Source organism: Pseudoxanthomonas sp. P4_B2, assembly GCF_056402315.1.
Map to the genome: position 1 here is coordinate 438,087 of NZ_JBFUHQ010000005.1, position 17,962 is coordinate 456,048.

The window sequence follows — 17,962 nt, forward strand, 5'->3', positions numbered from 1 at the left end:
TCGCCTTTCGTTCAACGGCAACGACCGAACCGATCCGGCGACGCCCCCGGACCACCCCGCCAACCTGGCGGATTTTCCCAATTGGTTCCGCGGCCGCCGCGCGGTCCGGGCGGATTGTTGTCGAAATCCAGCCAGCAGCGGCGCGCCTGATTCCACAAACCGTATCGCGGATGCCAATAGCCATAGCCGGCGTTGTAGTAGTAGCCGTTCTTCAAGACGAACTTGTAGCGCTGGCCGTGGTAGCGGTAGTAGCGATAGTCGGGCGAAGCGCCGGGACCGCCTTTCCATCCGGGAGGATTCTCCCAGTTAGTGCCGCGGCCACCCGCAGGGCCGGGCGGGTTGTTGTCGCGGTCGTGCTTGCGGGCCAGCGCATCGCCGCTGAACAAAGCGGCTGCCATCAGCGTGGAAACGATGAGCCATCGGGAAGTCTTCATTGCGCGCTCCTGTTGGGTGGACTGCGCGACAATGAACCGGCAAAAGCGGCATCGCGTTGACGATCAGCAAGCCCGCATTGGGTTTGCGTTGAGGTTTTGGAACAAAGTGTGAAACGCTCCGAACGAGATGCTACAAAAAAGGCCGGGAGTATCCCGGCCTTCAGTGCATGGACTTTCCCCTGCGTCAGGATCAGCGCAGATTGGCGGCCACGAAGTCCCAATTGACCAGCGCCCAGAACGACTCGACATACTTCGGTCGCGCATTGCGGTAGTCGATGTAGTACGCGTGTTCCCACACGTCGATGGTCAGCAGCGGGGTGTCGTCGCCGGTCAGCGGGGTGGCGGCGTTAGAAGTGCTGACCAGGGCCAGCGAGCCGTCCGGGCGCTGCACCAGCCAGCCCCAGCCCGAACCGAAGGTGCCGATGGCGGTCTTGGTGAACTCTTCCTTGAACTTGGCGAAATCGCCGAAGGCCTGGTTGATCAGTTCGGCCACCTTGCCAGTCGGCTCGCCGCCGCCACCTTCCGAAGCCGACTTCAGGCCGTTCCAGTAGAAGGTGTGGTTCCAAATCTGCGCGGCGTTGTTGAACATGCCGCCCTGCGACTTGCGGATGATGTCCTCCAGCGGCAGGTTGGCGAACTCGGTGCCCTCGATCAGCTTGTTGAGGTTGTCCACATAGGTCTTGTGGTGCTTGCCGTAGTGGAAGTCGATGGTCTCGCCGGAAATATGCGGCTCAAGCGCGGTGCGGTCGTAGGGAAGCGGGGGAAGTTCGATGGCCATGGCTTTTCCTTTGCTGTGCTAGGCGGGGCGGACGTGGAGGGTTCGACGCAGCGGCGGGGCCGTGCGAAGGCTTACAATGGGAGTTTACCCGACCACGGTTTGCAGGCCGTCAACGCAGGAGAAAACACCATGCCGGTGATGGAACGCATCCAGGCCGAAGTCGAGGCCCACCCCATCGTCCTTTTTATGAAAGGCACACCGCAGTTCCCGATGTGCGGCTTCTCCAGCCGAGCGATGCATGCGCTCAAGAGCGCCGGTGCCGGCGAAGTGCATACGGTCAACGTGCTGGAAGAGCCCGAGATCCGCGCTAATCTGCCGCGTTTCTCCAATTGGCCGACCTTCCCTCAGCTCTTCATCCATGGCGAGCTGATCGGCGGTTGCGACATCACCCTGGAATTGTTCGAGTCAGGTGAATTGCAGCGCATCGTTTCGGAGGCTGCGGCGGAGTGAGTCTGCTTGCTCTTCCGACCCGCAAAACAGGCGCGCTGCACGGACGGGTGGTGCTGATCAGCGGTGCGCAAGGCGGCTTGGGCAGCGCCGCGGCGCAGGCCTGCGCGGGCGCGGGCGCCACCGTGGTCCTGCTGGGGCGCAAGCCGCCCAAATTGAACCGTGTCTACGATGCGTGCGCGAAGCTGGGGCCCGAGCCTTTGCTTTATCCGCTGGATCTGGAAGGCGCCGCTCCGGACGACTACGCCGAAATGGCGGACCGCCTGCAGCGTGAACTGGGCCGGCTGGACGGCGTGCTGCATTGCGCCGCCGAATTCCGCGGACTCACCCCGTTGGAGCATACGGACCCGGCCAATTTCGCCCGCGCCGTGCACGTCAATCTCACCGCGCCCTGGTGGCTGTCGCAAGCGTGCCTGCCGTTGCTCAAGCAGGCTCCGGATGCCGCGCTGGTGTTCGCGCTGGACGACATGAGCCGCGTAGGGCAGGCGTATTGGGGCGGCTACGGGTTGGCTCAACATGGCCTGAGCGCCATGGTGGGCATGTTGCATGCGGAACTTGCGAACTCCAGCGTCAGAGTCGCAGCCTTGCAGCCCGGCCCCATGCGCACTTCCCTACGCGCCAAGGCCTATGCCGAGGACGAAGATGCGCAGGCGCGCGACCCGGCCGACTATGCCGACGCCTGTGTCACCTTGCTGTCATCTGCCGGTGCTGCCCACCGCGGTGAAATCTGGAGCGTTCGCGCGTGACCATCCTGTCGGCCGCGCTGCTTCTGTTCCTGATCCTGGATCCGCTGGGCAACATCCCGGTATTCCTCAGCGTGCTGAAACCGCTGGCGCCCAAGCGTCAGCGCATCGTGCTGGCGCGTGAGCTATTGATCGCGCTGGCGGTCCTCATGGGATTTCTCTGGGGCGGGAAATACGCACTGGAATTGATGCACCTGCGGCAGGAATCGGTGCAGATCGCCGGCGGCATTGTGCTGTTCCTGATCGGCATCCGCATGATTTTCCCGCGGCCGGAAGGGTTGATGGGCGAGCTGCCCGGCGGCGAACCTTTCATCGTGCCGCTGGCCATTCCGCTGGTGGCTGGCCCTTCGGGCATGGCCGCGGTGATGTTGATGGGCAGCAACGAACCCGGCCGGCTCTGGGATTGGAGCCTGGCCCTGATGGTCGCCTGGGGCGCCACCGCCGCCATCCTGTTTTCCGCGACCCTCCTTTACAAATGGCTGGGCCGCAGCGCCCTGATCGCGCTGGAAAGGCTCATGGGCATGCTGCTGGTGGCCATCTCGGTACAGATGTTCCTAGACGGAATAGGGACTTATCTGAAACTCTCGCCGCCCAACATTTAGTCGCTTCAGCAAAGGCGATTGGGTCGTTATGGTGCGGTGCAAAAACTTGTCATAACACGGTAATACCGGCTGTCTATCGTGTTAATCTGTTGTTAACCCGGTGACGCAGTTCACGGGGTCAGGGGCTTCATCCAGCGCTAGTGATTCCACTTGGGATCGCGCCAGCTTTTGCTTTTTACCGCCATCGCCTAACTCGTATCCGAGGCTTATCAAATGAATCAATCCCGTTTCCGGATGTCCAAGATTGCTCTTGGCCTAGTGGTCGCGCTCTCCGCGGCGCCTTCTTTCGCGCAAAGCACATCTTCGGGTGTCGGCGGCTTGGTGACCGGTGCCGATGGCGCTCCTGTCGCGGGTGCCGAAGTCACCATCACCCACGTGGAATCGGGAACGGTTAGCCGCGCCACCACCGACGCAAACGGTCGCTACAACGCACGCGGTCTGCGCGTCGGCGGCCCCTACACCATCAGCGTGGTCAAGGCGGGTGCGGGCGCCGATACGGAAGAGAACATCTATCTCACCCTGAACCAGATCAGCACCGTCGATGCCGCCCTCGCCGGCGGCGACGTGACCACGCTGGAAACCGTCACGGCAGTCGGCATCGCCGGCGGCTCGGAAGTGTTCAGCGCGACCAAGATGGGTTCGGGCACCAGCGTCGACCAGCGCACCATCGAAGCGCTGCCCTCGATGAACGGCAACATCCAGGATTACATGCGCCTCGACCCGCGCGTGGCTTTCACCGACCGCGCCTCGGGCAGCATCAGCGCCGGCGGCCAGAACCCGCGCTTCAACAAGATCACCATCGACGGCGTTTCGGCCAGCGATAGCTTCGGCCTGGAAGGCAACAACATGCCGACCATGCGTCAGCCGGTGTCGATGGAGGCCATCGAGGCCATCGACATCAACCTGTCCAACTATGACGTAACCATGTCCGGCGCTGCTGGCGCCAACGTCAATGCGGTGACCAAATCCGGCACCAACGAGTTCCATGGTTCGGTCTACGGCACCTACCGCGACGGCGACTGGTTCGGCGACTATCCGGCCCGCATCGCCGGTAGCACGTTGAACGTGACCGACCTGCCGTTCGACGAGTACGACGACGAGAAGACCTGGGGTGTGACTTTCGGCGGTCCGATCGTCAAGGACAAGCTGTTCTTCTTCGCCAACTACGAGAAGTTCAAGCAGACCAATATCGGCCCGGCCGGCAAGAGCCAGGGCACCAACCCGCTGGCCTCCGGCGGCGCCGATTTCGACGTGGCGGATCTGGCCGAAGTGCAGCGCATCGCGCGCGACGTCTGGGGCTTCGAACCGGGCGACTTGAGCGGAGCCGGCAACACCGAGCTGGAGGAGTATGCGCTGAAGCTCGACTGGAACATCAGCGACAATCATCGCGCCAGCCTGCGCTACAGCAAGCTGGATCAGACCCGCGTGCGCCCCGAGGCGTCAACGGCGAGCGTGCTGTCGCTGAGCTCGAATTGGTTCAATCACGCCAAGACCGTGGAAAGCTACGTCGGCCAGCTGTTCAGTGACTGGACCGATACCTTCTCCACCGAGTTCAAAGTGTCGTACCGCGACTACTCGGCCATCCGCGTCAATCCGACCACCGCGCCGACCATCCAGGTCTATTTCGACGACGGTGTCACCGGCAACGGCAACGACAGTCCGATCGGCACCAACAACAATAGCTTCGCCAACCTGGACGCGATCCGTCTGGGCACCGAGCGCAGCTCGCCGGGCAACTCCCTGTTGACCGAGACCTGGAGCTACTTCGGCGCGGCCACCTGGACCCTGGGCGACCACGACATCAAGTTCGGCGCGGAATACAGCGAGAACGAGATCTACAACTTCTTCCTGCAGGATTCCTGGGGCAACTACAGCTTCTACGTCCCCACCGTGGCCGGCGTGTCGGATTTCAGCAGGCTGCTGAATGGCCAGTACTTCGACTACGACCTGCAGACCAATCCGACCGATCCGGACGCCATCGCGGCTCGCTATAAGAACAAGAGCCTGGGTCTGTTCGTGCAGGACACCTGGTACGTCACTTCGAACCTGACGCTGACCTTCGGCGTGCGCGCCGACAAGCCGACGGCCAGCCCGGCTCCTCCGTACAACGCCTGCTTCGCTGCGGCCCCGGGGACCGCGAACGCCGCGTGCGGTGCCGGCTACACCGGTGGCTTTGGTGTGGACAACTCGCGCACCTATAACGGCGACTACATCATCCAGCCGCGCTTCGGCTTCAACTACACGTTCGACTGGGCCCGTCCGGCCCAGCTGCGCGGCGGCATCGGCCTGTTTCAGGGCGACGCTCCGCAGGTGTGGGTGGGCAATGCCTACAGCAGCACGGGCATGAACTACGTCTCGTACCAGAACATCACCACCCCGTTGACGGTTCCCTTTACTGCCGATGGCCTGAACCCGTCGATCCCGCCCGGCGGCACGGGTGTCCGCAACGTCAACGCGATCAGCCCCGACTTCGAGCTGCCGTCGGTGTGGAAGGCCAACCTGGCGATCGATGTGGAGACGCCGTGGCACGGCATCGTCGCGTCGGCCGAACTGTTGCTGACCGACGTCGAGAACGGCCTGTTCTACCGCACGCTCAACGTAGGCCCCGGCTACATCGGTCCTGACGGCCGTGTGCTGTATTGGAATCCGGCTAGCCCCAGGCCGTTCGGAAACACCGCCACCACCGGCGGCATTCCCGCCAATGGCGCGCGCTTCGGCCGCAACGCCTACTTCGGTGATGTCTACCTGCTGGAGAACACCAACAAGGGCAAGGGTCAGCAGCTGACGGTCTCGCTGAGCAAGCCGTTCTCCACCGAAAGCGACTGGTCGTGGAGCCTGGGTTACACCCGCACCAACGCCGAGGAAGTGTCCGCGCTAACCAGCTCGACCGCCGGTTCGGGTTACGGCTCGCAGCTGGGCTTCAGCATCAACGAGCCCACCAGCTCCACCGCCCGCTATGAGATCAAGGACCGCTTCAGCGGTGCGTTGAACTGGTCGCACAAGTTCTTCGGCGATCACGCGACCCAGGTCGGCCTGTTTTACGAAGGCCGCAGCGGCCGTCCGTACAGCTACATCTTTACGGGCGATGCCAACGGCGATAACCGCACGTTCAACGACTTGTTCTATGTGCCTTCCGGCCCGGGCGACGTGCTGTTCGGCAGCCTCAGCGCCACCGGCGCGTTCACTCCGAACGCAGCGATGGAGCAGGCGTTCTGGAACTGGCTGGGGACTCAGGAAGACCTGAGCCACTACAAGGGCAGGTATGCGCCTGAGAACGGCTTCACTTCCGGTTTCGTCAATACCTTCGATATTCGCATCAGCCAGGAGCTGCCTGGCTTCATGAAGGGCCACAAGTCCAAGATCTGGATCGATATCCAGAACGTCGGCAACTTGCTCAATAAGGATTGGGGCCACATCATCGACTATGGCTTTAACGCCAACAATCCGGTTGCCAGCCTGATCGGCGTGTACCAGGGCCACTACGTCTACGGTTACCGCAGCGGCACGGAGTTCGGCCAGGCCACCGCGCTGGGCATCCCGACCAACGCCGATAGCCAGACCAACGGCATTTCGCAGTGGTCGGCGCAGGTGAGCTTCAAGTACGAGTTCTGATTGCCGATATGCATGTCGGGAAACGGCCGGTTTATCCGGCCGTTTTCTTTTGTGTGGCCGACTACGCTACAGTTCCGGCCCTATATAAGAGACAAGCATGGATACGAGCATGAGCGAAACGGCACCGAGGGCGTTGCCGGTACAGGACGCGCGGATCTACCCGCGCGGCGGTCTGGATGTGCTGTCCCGCGTGGAAGTGGCGCGGCTGCGCGACGCATCGAGCGGCGGCATGCACGAGCTGTTGCGGCGTTGCGCGCTGGCGGTACTGACCAGCGGCAGCGCGTCGGACGATCCGCGCGCGGCGCGCGATCTATATCCGGATTTCGACATCCAGGTGCTGCAGCAGGACCGCGGCGTACGCATCGACCTGGTCAATGCGCCGGCCATGGCGTTCGTGGATGGTGAGATCATCCGCGGCGTTGCCGAATTGTTGTTCGCGGTCGTGCGCGACCTGGCCTATACCGCCATTGAGTTGGGTCCGGAACACGACGGGGAGCTGGAATCCTCCGTCGGCATCACCAACGCCGTGTTCGGTCTGCTGCGTAATGCTCGCATCCTCAAGCCGGCCGATCCCAATCTGGTGGTGTGCTGGGGTGGCCATTCCATCTCGCGCGACGAATACATCTACACCAAACAGGTAGGTTACGAGTTGGGCCTGCGCGGGCTGGATATCTGCACAGGTTGCGGTCCCGGCGCGATGAAGGGTCCGATGAAAGGCGCCACCATCGCCCACGCCAAACAACGCCGCCGCACTACGCGATACATAGGCATCACCGAGCCGGGCATCATCGCCGCGGAGTCGCCGAACCCCATCGTCAATCACCTGGTGATCATGCCGGACATCGAGAAGCGCCTCGAAGCGTTCGTGCGCGTCGGCCACGGAATTCTGGTGTTTCCTGGCGGTGTGGGCACCGCTGAGGAAATCCTCTATCTGCTCGGCATACTTCTGCGCGAGGAGAACGCCGGCCTGCCGTTCCCGCTGATCCTGACCGGTCCAACGATCGCAGCGCCGTATTTCGAGCAGATCGACAAGTTCATCCGCCTGACGCTGGGCGATGCGGCAGCGGCGCGTTACGAGATCATTACCGGCGATCCGGTCGCGGTCGCCAAGAAGATGACCGCAGGCATTAAGCGCGTGCGCGAGTACCGCATTGCGCACAAAGATTCGTTCTTCTTCAACTGGGCCATCGACGTGCCGCTGGAATACCAGCAGCCTTTCGTCCCTTCGCATGAAGCTATGGCCGCATTGGACTTGCACCACGGCCGGCCCGCGCATGCGCTGGCCGCGGATTTACGCCGTGCGTTCTCGGGCATCGTTGCCGGCAATGTGAAGGAAGACGGCATGCGGCGCATCGAGCAGTATGGGCCGTTCGAGATTCACGGAGATGCGGACATGATGAGAGCCCTCGACTCGCTATTACGTGCTTTCGTTGAACAGCGACGCATGAAAATTGCAGGAGAGTACAAGCCCTGCTATCGGGTGCGCGCCTGATCGGCGCAGTCGATTGCGTAGGTCGTGGTTACACCCCCGACGTCCAAAACATCTCCACGTGTCGGAACCCTCTCACCAAAACGACGCGACGACGTTCACGCAAGAGCGCACCCGACCGCGGCAAAGCTTTCCCGACACGTCATTCGCACCTACGCGACGTTCCTGCCCTCCGACAGCCGAAAATCGCGCTCCTCGATAAAGGCCGTCTACCTACAACGGCAGTCTCATCTCGACCACGTAATAACCATCGCGTTGTGACGACACCAAGCTGCCTCGCCCCCCGGTGCTGGCCTGCAGGCGGGCCTGCGTCGCTTTGATTCCGATGGAATAGCCGTGCCGTGCCGTGCCATCGAGGTCACCCGCGGGAATCCGGTTGCGGATCGTCACCACCGCCGCGTTGTCGCGCACCGCCACGGCGATGTCGATCCTGCCACCCTCGGGCAACCGCTCGATGCCATGTCGTACCGCATTCTCGACCAATGGCTGGATCGACAGTGCAGGCACCTTCACGGAAGGAAGCGGCTCGGGCAGGTCCCAGGTCGTTTGCAGCCTCGGACCAAATCGGATCGCCTCGATCTCCACGTAGCGTTGCGTCAACGCAAGCTCCTCAGCAAGTTCAATGTCGTGCGGATTGGCCAACGCCGCACGGAATAGATCCGATAACCCCAGCAGCAACCGCTCCGCCTGCTCCGGCTGCTGGCGGACCAGCGCCACCCCGCTGTTCAAGGTGTTGAACAGAAAATGCGGACGCACCCGCGCGCGCAGCGATTCCAGTTCCAGTTGCTTGGTGCGCACTGCCAGCCGCGTGGCCTCGGAATAGTTCTGGAACGCCAGCAGCGCCAGCAGGCCCACCACCAGGGCGATGCCCAGCATGCGCAGCATGAAGGGCAGGGCGCCCTGTTCGGGCTCCGTACCCAGGTCGAGCAGTGCCCACGCCGCCGACGCCACCAGCAGCGTCATCGTCAGCAGTAGGCCTAGGCAGGCCCAAGCCAGCACGGAGGGCGGCAGGTGCGATAGCGGGCGGCGCAATAGGTACAGCATGCACAGCGTGCCCACCGCGATCCATTGGATGCCCAACGATGCCAGCCCGAATTGCAGCATCCGCGCGCCTGCCTGCCCCGATGCCAGTGCAAGCATCAGCGCGAGCGCCTCGCCAGACAGCACCACGATGATCAGCGCGGACGGGCGGAACAGGGTGTCGAGGGGTTGGTGGTGGTCAGGCATGCCGATTCCCAGAAATTGCGTGGTGTTCCTCTTGCGATCATAGGCACTTCATGATTTTTCCATTTCGGGCGGGTTATCGCGGGTGGGGGGATCGGGTAATGCTCAGGAAAGCACCGCACGCCCCCAGCAACCGTCCGCCCGTCGGACGCAGATGGTGGCCACTGCAGGGGTCCGTTAAGGTTCGATTGCCGAATTCCGGGGGGTGTCATGCTACAGCGCAGCCGAACAATCGCGGGACTTTCCACCATGCCGGGGTTCACCTTGGTCGAGCTGATGATCACCGTGGCGATCCTCGCCATCGTCGCGGTGGTGGCCATGCCGAGTTTCACGAATCTGGTGCGCAGCAACCGGCTGAACGCGTCGGCCAACGAGATGGTGGCCCTGCTGCAGACCGCGCGCACCGCCGCCGTCAGCAATCGCGCTAGCGTCTCGGTGTGCCCCAGCACCGATGGTGCCAGCTGCGCAGCGTCGCTGGGTAACCGCTGGATTGCCCTGATGACCAAGAATGGCGCCAGCACGGTACTGCGAGACACCACCCTGCCTCCGTCCGTCGTGGTCAAGGCCAGCGCCAATCTTTCGGACGGCAGCAATAAGTTCACATTTACGCCGATCGGGTTTTCCGCCGTGGGAACAAAAACCAGCGGCTCCTTGGGTCTGTGCGTGAATAATCTGTCTGGCGACAACAGCATCGATGTCAGTGCGAGCGCTGGGCGGGTCAGCACCGCCCGGCGCGTAGCCACCGCTGCCTGCACCGGTCCGGGAGACAACTGACATGACCAACAGGCGCACGCCGTCCATGGCAAGCAAATCCCAGCAGGGCTTCAGCCTGATCGAGGTGATGATATCCGTGCTGATCCTGGCTGTTGGGGTGTTGGGCCTCGCGGCCCTGCAGGCCGTGGCCCTGAAGAACTCAGGCGGCTCCGCCAGCCGCACCCAGGCCGCCATCCAGATCTATTCGATGATGGACATCATCCGGGCCAATCGCGACAACATCGGCACCTACAACACCAATATCTATGCCGAGGGCGATGGCACCGGCGAAGCCGGCACCTTGATGGGCTGGCTGGACGGACTGAAGACGTCGGTGGCGCCGGATGCCAAGGGCAAGGTGGTCTGCGTTGCCGACACCATGACCTGCAGCGTGGGCGTGCAGTGGAGCGATGAGCGCACCACCGGCGGCACCGCCACCCCGTCCGATATCGACATCACGAGCCAGCTATGACGCACTCGCCAGCCACAACGAAGGCCGCGCAACGTGGTTTCTCGCTGATCGAATTAATGGTCGCCCTGATGCTGGGTCTGCTGGTGGTGGCCGCCGCCGGCAGCCTGTTCCTGTCGAACCGCCAAGTCTATGGGACCACCGCCTCCATCAACCGCATCCAGGAAAACCAGCGCATCGCATTCGAGATGCTGGCGCGCGACATCCGCGAAGCGGGCGGTAACCCCTGCACCCGCAACATCGTCAACATGCTTGATACCACCAAGCCTGGCGGCAGCTACTTCACGAGCTGGGCCAATGGTTTATCCGGCAACGACGCGACCGGCCCCAGCGGCTCCGACGATATCACCCTGAGCCTGGCCAATGGCGCCTCGCTCATGGTCGACAGCAACGCCGAACCAAGCGCGGAGCTCGGTCTTTCCAGTGTTGGCGACATCGAGACCGACGACATTGTGATGGTCTGCAATGCCGAGGTCGGAGCCATCTTCCAGGCCACCAACGTGGCCAGCGACAAGATCGGGCACAACGCCGGCAGCGGCGACCCCGGCAACCTGGAGAAGCCGTTCCAGATCGACCAGGAGACTTTCGACAAGAGCACGGCTGCCCAGACAGGCTATTGCTTCCTGCCTCCGGCAACCGGCGCCAACCCCAATTGCCTGAACCCGCCCAGCGGCTCCCCGACCCAGGTGGTCAGGCCGTTCGCCGTGAAGTGGTACCTGGCCAACAACGGGCGCAACGGCACCTCGTTGTACCGGCAGGTGGTCATGAATGGCGGTGCCACGGCGGAAACGCCCGCCGAAATCGCCGAAGGCGTCACCGGCATGCAGATCACCTACAAGGTCGGCACTGCGTCCAATTACGTCGCTGCCGCCGCGGGGCCTGCGTGGAAGCAGGTCACGGCGGTGCACGCGCAACTCACCTTCCAAGCGGCGCGCGGCGCGCTGACGAAGGGCGATGTCCAGGGAACGGACAACGCCGTCCTTACCCGTTCGCTGGACGATTACATCCTGCTCCGGAACCACCAGGAGATCCAATGAAGCCGACTCCTTTCATCGGCAGTCCACGCGGCAATCAGCAGGGCGCGGCGCTGCTGGTCGTGCTGATAGTGCTGCTTATCCTGACCTTGCTGGGCATCGTTTCCCTGCGCGTGGGCATCATGCAGGAACGCATGGCGGCCAACATCGCCACGCGCAGCATGTCGTTCCAGGTGGCGGAAGCCGGCCTGCGCCAGGCGGAACTCATCGCGCGCGATGGCACCGTCACCTTCCCGGCGTCCGGCTGCACGGCGGGCCGCTGCGCAAAGGCTTCCGGGTGGGAGTCCGTCGGTGACTTCTGGAATGACGGCAACGCCGGCTACGAAACCGGCAGCCAAGTGTCGATCGGGGAAACTTCGCTCAGGCCCAGGTACATCATCGAGGACTTCGGCAAAACCGCCGTGCTTGGCGCGACCAGCAGCTGTATCGACATGTCCAAGCCCTGCATCAACGGCACATCCCAGAACGTGTATCGCATCACCTCCTACGCCAAGACGCCCAACGGCGCCGAGGTGGTCCTGCAGTCGCTGTACCGGCGCTAATGGAGCGCATCATGAAGACTAAGAAAGCTCTGCTGTCCCGGAAGCCCACCCTGCTGCAAACCATGGCAGTGGTCGGCATTACCGCATTGGCAACACTGGGCGGGTTGCCGGTGCATGCCGCCACCACGTCGTTCCCGAACTATCCGCTGCTGACGGGCGGCAACGCCATCCCGCCGAACATCATGCTGATCCTGGACGATTCGGGTTCGATGGAACGTTCGTGGATGTGGGCGGACACGGACACTAGTAACGGCACCGCTGACACGGTCACGGATCGCTCGTACGTGAACAATTCGCTGTACTACAACCCCGCGACGACCTATAACCCTTGGCGCACAGCCAGCACCGATTTGAACGCGCGCCTTGCCCAAGCCGATTTCAAGTCGGTTGCCAGCAGTGGTACCAGTCCGACTGCGAACCAGATCAGCCTAATTAACAGTTCGTACGAGTTGCAGACGTACTTCTACGTGCCCAAGGTGGCCAACCCGGGCACGGTTGCCAGCAATTACGACAAGTACCGCATTACTGGTTCCAGTTCGACCACCAGCTACAGCGGCGGGGTGGTTCAGAAACGAACGGGTGTGAATTCTAATTCGGGTACGTTTTCCGGCAACATAGCGCCGCAGAACTGGTCCACGTGCACTGCGGTGGCTGTTTCGGGAGGCGTCCCGGTGACAATCATGATCAGCGGCAGTCAGTATGCAGAGCTGTCTGTATACAGCTCAAGCAATTGCTCGACCGGTCCTTACGGTTCGGTTACCGGTGACGACAATCCCAAGACGCTGACAATCACCCCTGGTAACACAGCGACATCTGTTTATATCCGCGTATTTAACGCACGTAATCCCGGTAGGGGTAACAGAGACATTTCCAACATCGCCTGGGCGACAACGCAGGAAACTTGGGTTGATATGACCCCCAGCGGTAACACCAGCGCGCTGCAACAGGCGGAGCTGAAAAACTTCGCTAATTGGTACCAGTACCACCGCACACGCAACAAAATGGCCAAGGCCGGCGCCTCGGAGGCGTTCGGGCGATTGGGCGAGCTCTACCGGGTGGGTTTCGACACCATCTGGAACCGGAATGCCACTGGCACCACGATCGGCACCACAGGCAGTGTTCCCGCATATCCCATTCCTTATGGCACCGATGGGGGCCTGTTCAAGGGCACCAACCGCAGTAACTTCTATGCACGGCTGCAAGGCGCAATTGCTGATGACGGCACTCCCCTCAAGGGCGCCTTGCAGCGTACGGCGCGCTATTACCAGACAGATGACCCCTGGAAGGATTCCGACGGGGATCTGCTGACCTGCCGGCAGAACTACGCCATCCTCACCACTGACGGTTACTGGAACAATAATTCCGGCTATACCGCGGTGGGTAATGCCGATGCCGCAACAGCAAGAGATGTCGATGGCAACGCTCCGCAGTACCCGGATACCTATTCGGACACCCTTGCCGACGTGGCCTACAAGTACTGGAGCACGGACCTGCGTAGCGCGTTGACCAACAACGAGATGGCCAACAACGTCCTGACCAGTGCGGCGGATCCGGCCGACTGGCAGCACATGGTGACCTTTGGCGTGTCCATCGGCCTGCGAGGCACGCTCAATCCCGACAATCCCGCGCCGTCGCCGTGGAACGTGGATCCGACGACACCCGATGTGGAAGGCCCCAGGCGCATCGACGACCTCTGGCATGCCTCCCTCAATGGCCGCGGCAAGTTCGTGGTGGCGAGCAACAGCGACAAGTTCGCCTCGGCCCTGATCAATGCGCTGGCCGCCATCGACTCGCGCAGCGCGTCCGGCTCCAACATCGCGTCCAGCTCCACCAAGACCGACACCACCACGCTGACTTTCGTGGCCGGCTTCACCTCCGGCAGCTGGACTGGTGACATGGTCACCAGCCCCTTCAATGCCGCGCTGTCGGGCGTGTCCACCCAGCCGAAGTGGATCCTATCCAAGACCTTCCCCGGGGTCACCGATACCGGCAATCTCTACCCCAATGTCAACGCGAATTTCGCCAGCCGCACCGTGCTGACGATGAAGGGCGGAACGGCTTCGCTCTTCAACAACACCATGGTCGGCGCGACCGATTTCACGGCGCGCACCGGCTTGGCCGATGCGGTGACGTCGGCAGACAACATCGCCTACCTGAAGGGCACTCAGACCAAGGAACAGGGGCAGACAGGCGGAACCTTGCGCAAGCGCACCTGGCCGATCGGCGACATCGTTGATTCCTCGCCCGCCTACGTGGAGGACACCAAGACCGTCTATGTCGGAGCCAATGACGGCATGCTGCACGGCATCGACACCGACACCGGCGAGGTGCTGTTCTCCTACGTGCCCAAGGGCATCGACTTCACCGCCATGGCCAACCTGAGCGCCACGTCCTATGACCACCGCTATTTCGTGGATGGCCAGATCGAGGTGATCGGCCGGGCCACCCAAGGCAACGGCAAGAACATCCTGGTAGGCGCGCTGGGCCGCGGCGGCCGGGGCGTGTTCGCGCTGGACGTGACCAACCCCAAATCAATGGGCACGAGTAACGTGCTGTGGGACACCACCACCCAGGACAGCACCACCAACACGAACATGGGCTACGTGCTGGGCGCGGTGCGCATTCGCAAGGGCAATGGAGGCAAGACTTATGCCTTCGTCCCCAACGGCATCGACAGCCCGAACGGCTCGTCCACCCTGTTCGTTTATGAGCTTGGTGCGGGTGGCGCGATCGTCGGCACGCCGACTGAGCTGGTGGCGGATGCTGGCGGCGGCAATGGCCTGATGTCGCTGGGCATGGCCGATTTGAATGCCGACGGCACGGTGGACGTGGTCTACGGCGGCGACCTGAAGGGCAATGTGTATCGCTGGGATTTCAGCACCGCCGTCCTGCCGACGGTTGCCGTCAAGCTGTTCCAGGCCAAGAACAGCAGCGGCACCTCGCAGCCCATCACCGGCGGCATCGGCGTGGGTCGCGACACTGCCGGCAATGTCTTCGTGGGCTTCGGCACCGGCCGCTTCATTTCAAGCAGCGACATGCCTGGCGTCGCCACCCAGCAGGTGCAGTCCATCTACGGCATCAAGGACGAGAATGCCACGATCGCCAGCCGCGGTGACCTGCAGGCACGTACCATCCCGTTCGAGGGCACCATCGCGGGGGCGGCGGCCCGCGGCTTCGAGAATTATTCGGTGCTGGATGCCGGCAAGAAGGGCTGGTACATCGACCTGGACACGCCGGAGCGGGTGATTTCGGCCCCCACGATTTATGGCACGGCGATGATCCTGTCTTCCGTGATCCCCGCCACTGGCAGCGATTGCGCAGGCGCAACCGGCAGCGGTTTCCTGAATGCCATCAACCTGTTCACGGGCACCAGTCCTGAATCGGGATCGGGTGGTTATTTTGGCAGCGGCGGCACAGTCACGGACGCGAACGGGAATACCGGTACCCTGGGCGGCGTGGGCGTGACCGGAGGCATGCCGACAGAGGCCAACGTGACCAGTGGACTTGCCACCGTCGGCACGGGTGCGTTCTCGATCGAGAATGGTGGCGAAGGCAACACGGGCAGTACCAAGCTGAAGGCGCCCCCTGGTGGCACCCCCAGCCGCGTCAACTGGCGCGAAGTCATACCGAACGATTGAAGACCGAAGGCGCAAGCACGATGAAGATACAGATGCGAGGGTTCACCCTGATCGAACTGATGATAGTGGTGGCGATCATCGCCATCCTGGCGGCGATCGCCTATCCCAGCTACACCGATTACGTCACGAGGACCCGGCGCGCGGCCGCGGGCGCTTGTGCGATGGAGGCAGCGCACTACATGGAGCGCTACTACACGACCAAGATGACCTATCTCAATGCCGTACTCCCGCAAACGGAATGCATGAATGACATCGCCGACCACTACACGGTCCAGTTGTCGGGCGCCGCGACCGCGACGGCCTATACCGTGCAGGCCGTGCCCCAAGGCGTGCAGGCATCACGGGACACCAAGTGCGGGACGCTGTCGATCAATCAAGTCGGAGTCAAGGGAGCGGCAGGCAGTGTGGCCGAATGCTGGTAGTGGGTCCGAGTTGCTGGGCGTGAAATGTGGAAGTCAAGGTGCACTTTGGCCGGATGGCTCGGTTGCGCCGAATGCTTGACTGTTAATCAGAGCCTTTTGCTCGACTCCGCTTTCGCGACAGATATTTTGCAAAGCCCGCAGTGATGCGGGCTTTTTCTTGCCTCACGGTCGGAAAGGACACGGCCTGGGAACGGTGTAGTGCTCCGTACGCGCCCTCCCGGCATTGTTGACCACGACCTGGCCCAGGAACCGTCCCTCAGAGGTGCAAAGCCGGATGCTGAGATTGCTGCCATAAGACCACCCGTCGGGTGAGAACCGTATCCGTTTCCGGCCAAGGGTACTGCGCAAGGCCAGGTGGCCGCTCCTGCGGTCGATACTCTGCAGCACGGCATTCCCATCCGCAGGCTGGTCGGCACGCTTGGGATCGGCGTAGAGGAGCCAGCCTGTTTCCCAGACCTCGTCATTGCGGCATGTGATTCCGTCGCTGCTCGGGCACGCCGTGACGGGAGCGCCGTTCTTGACGGCTGCGAGTCGGGCTGCGGCAAGCGAGGTAGTGAGGAGATAGTAGGTATTCGATTCGCGCGCGTGTTGCGCGAGGCTTGAGAAGGCGGGTGCCCCCAAGGACAAGGCGATCGCCAGGATGGCCAGCGCCACCACAAGTTCGATCAGAGTGAGTCCCGCATCCTTGCCGTTCATTGCGGTGGCTCCTTGCCGAGGAGTCATCAAGGTAGGTGTGGTCGATTGGCGGTGGAATCGGGAATCGTTGGTGCTATGGGTAAGAAAATTCCGGCGAAGGATTGGGTTTTGCAGGAGCGCCCCTTGGGCGCGATGCCCTTCGTCAGATTGAGGAAGAGCATCGCGGGCAAAACGCTCCTACACGGGTATCGGGGACTCTCGACGAGTCAGTCCCCCGCATCTCCAGCCCCAATGCCTTGGTGATCGCACGTCACACTTCGATGGCCACCGACTCATACGTGGCATTGTCCACGATCGTCAGGCACTTGATCACGCGGCCTTCGGCCATGTGGTCGAGCACGAAGTTCATCGACCACACTTCATTGGCCCGGTTGGGCCGTAGCAACAGCTGCCGTTCGCCGACAGGAACTTTCTTGCGCTTTCGACGACGCACCTGCAACTTCGCTCTCGATACAACCTTTCCACGCGCTTGTAGTTCACCGACAGCCCTGCCTGTCGAAGTTTGAGGTAGATCATCCCCACGCCATAACACTTGTGCTGCTGCGCCAGCGCCAGGATGCGCTCGCGCAGTTCGGCGTTGCGACTCGGCAGGGGTTCGTAACGCAACGCATTGGCGCTCATCCGTACCGCCGACAGCGGCCGGCGTTCGCTCAACCCCTTGTCCACCCATTGCCGCACCAACGTCCGCCGTGCCGGTGCGCTCACCACTTTTTTCGCTGCGCACCTTTGATCAGGTTGTTCTCAAATACCTGCTCGGCCAACAGCTTCTTCAGCCGCGTGTTCTCCGCCTCCAAGTCCTTCAAGCGCCTGGTGTGGGGCACGCTCATCCCGCCGAGCTTGCTGCACTACAGGCAATACGAGGCCTCGCTGAAACCATGACGCCGGCACAGCTCTTTGATTGCCATGCCGGCGTCAGCCGCTTCCCGATCTGCTCTTCAGTAAAACGCTTCTTCACGTCCAATCTCCTTGCTCTGGGGAATCGGGCTCCAAATTGTCGTGCTACTAAACCGAGTGGCATTGACGTCGTTTCGGTGCTGCTCTTTTTTACGACGCCCCCGCAGCGCCCCGCAACTTTTTTC

General features: G+C 62.3%; 15 protein-coding genes and 1 pseudogene. 11 read left to right on the forward strand and 5 right to left on the reverse strand.

Translation table 11 applies throughout. The annotated features are described in order from the left end of the window. Positions 1–11: 11 nt before the first annotated feature. A complete protein-coding gene (locus AC1DTQ_RS14940) occupies positions 12–434 on the reverse strand; it encodes a hypothetical protein (protein ID WP_477850569.1) in 423 nt (140 codons plus the stop codon). A 190-nt stretch (positions 435–624) separates the two neighbouring features. After that, positions 625–1,212 (reverse strand): superoxide dismutase, encoded by a 588-nt coding sequence (locus AC1DTQ_RS14945; protein WP_477850570.1) that lies wholly within the window; start codon positions 1,210–1,212, stop codon positions 625–627. A 129-nt stretch (positions 1,213–1,341) separates the two neighbouring features. Between AC1DTQ_RS14945 and grxD the strand changes: the two genes are divergently transcribed. The 5 genes from grxD to ppnN all read left to right on the forward strand — a co-directional run bounded on the left by grxD (position 1,342) and on the right by ppnN (position 8,108). Beyond that, positions 1,342–1,662 carry a Grx4 family monothiol glutaredoxin gene (gene grxD / locus AC1DTQ_RS14950; RefSeq protein WP_477850572.1) on the forward strand — a complete coding sequence of 107 codons (321 nt, stop codon included), beginning with the start codon at positions 1,342–1,344 and terminating at the stop codon, positions 1,660–1,662. After that, positions 1,659–2,405, forward strand: coding sequence for an SDR family NAD(P)-dependent oxidoreductase (locus tag AC1DTQ_RS14955; RefSeq protein WP_477850573.1), 747 nt, complete (start codon positions 1,659–1,661; stop codon positions 2,403–2,405). Before grxD ends, AC1DTQ_RS14955 begins: the two co-directional genes overlap by 4 nt. Further along, entirely contained in the window at positions 2,402–3,004 is a 603-nt protein-coding gene (locus AC1DTQ_RS14960; protein WP_477850574.1) for a YhgN family NAAT transporter, read from the forward strand. Before AC1DTQ_RS14955 ends, AC1DTQ_RS14960 begins: the two co-directional genes overlap by 4 nt. A gap of 234 nt (positions 3,005–3,238) precedes the next feature. Then, positions 3,239–6,616, forward strand: coding sequence for a TonB-dependent receptor (locus AC1DTQ_RS14965; RefSeq protein WP_477850575.1), 3,378 nt, complete (start codon positions 3,239–3,241; stop codon positions 6,614–6,616). Positions 6,617–6,725: 109 nt separating this feature from the next. Next, a complete protein-coding gene (gene ppnN / locus AC1DTQ_RS14970) occupies positions 6,726–8,108 on the forward strand; it encodes a nucleotide 5'-monophosphate nucleosidase PpnN (protein ID WP_477850577.1) in 1,383 nt (460 codons plus the stop codon). Positions 8,109–8,318: 210 nt separating this feature from the next. On the opposite strand, the gene AC1DTQ_RS14975 is transcribed toward ppnN, so the two are convergent. Further along, a complete protein-coding gene (locus tag AC1DTQ_RS14975) occupies positions 8,319–9,332 on the reverse strand; it encodes a sensor histidine kinase (RefSeq protein ID WP_477850579.1) in 1,014 nt (337 codons plus the stop codon). Positions 9,333–9,539: 207 nt separating this feature from the next. Here AC1DTQ_RS14975 and AC1DTQ_RS14980 point away from each other — a divergent pair, with 207 nt between their 5' ends. The 6 genes from AC1DTQ_RS14980 to AC1DTQ_RS15005 are packed head-to-tail and all read left to right on the forward strand — an operon-like array spanning position 9,540 to position 16,187. Continuing rightward, a complete protein-coding gene (locus AC1DTQ_RS14980; RefSeq protein WP_477850580.1) occupies positions 9,540–10,103 on the forward strand; it encodes a GspH/FimT family pseudopilin in 564 nt (187 codons plus the stop codon). Between the two features lie 25 nt (positions 10,104–10,128). Next, positions 10,129–10,554 carry a type IV pilus modification protein PilV gene (gene pilV, locus AC1DTQ_RS14985; RefSeq protein WP_477850581.1) on the forward strand — a complete coding sequence of 142 codons (426 nt, stop codon included), beginning with the start codon at positions 10,129–10,131 and terminating at the stop codon, positions 10,552–10,554. Further along, positions 10,551–11,588, forward strand: coding sequence for a prepilin-type N-terminal cleavage/methylation domain-containing protein (locus AC1DTQ_RS14990; protein WP_477850583.1), 1,038 nt, complete (start codon positions 10,551–10,553; stop codon positions 11,586–11,588). The genes pilV and AC1DTQ_RS14990 overlap by 4 nt, the downstream gene beginning before the upstream one ends. Continuing rightward, complete coding sequence (locus AC1DTQ_RS14995; protein ID WP_477850584.1) at positions 11,585–12,127, forward strand: pilus assembly PilX family protein; 543 nt, start codon at positions 11,585–11,587, stop codon at positions 12,125–12,127. Before AC1DTQ_RS14990 ends, AC1DTQ_RS14995 begins: the two co-directional genes overlap by 4 nt. A gap of 11 nt (positions 12,128–12,138) precedes the next feature. Beyond that, entirely contained in the window at positions 12,139–15,765 is a 3,627-nt protein-coding gene (locus tag AC1DTQ_RS15000; protein ID WP_477850585.1) for a pilus assembly protein, read from the forward strand. Between the two features lie 20 nt (positions 15,766–15,785). Beyond that, the gene (locus AC1DTQ_RS15005) at positions 15,786–16,187 is read left to right on the forward strand and encodes a type IV pilin protein (RefSeq protein WP_477850586.1); all 402 of its coding nucleotides are present in this window, start codon (positions 15,786–15,788) and stop codon (positions 16,185–16,187) included. A gap of 162 nt (positions 16,188–16,349) precedes the next feature. On the opposite strand, the gene AC1DTQ_RS15010 is transcribed toward AC1DTQ_RS15005, so the two are convergent. Next, positions 16,350–16,883: a GspH/FimT family pseudopilin gene (locus AC1DTQ_RS15010; protein ID WP_477850587.1), complete on the reverse strand. Its 534-nt coding sequence runs from the start codon at positions 16,881–16,883 to the stop codon at positions 16,350–16,352. 253 nt (positions 16,884–17,136) lie between these two features. After that, positions 17,137–17,838 (reverse strand): annotated as a pseudogene (locus tag AC1DTQ_RS15015) (transposase); the annotation flags it as partial. Between the last annotated feature and the right edge of the window lie 124 nt (positions 17,839–17,962).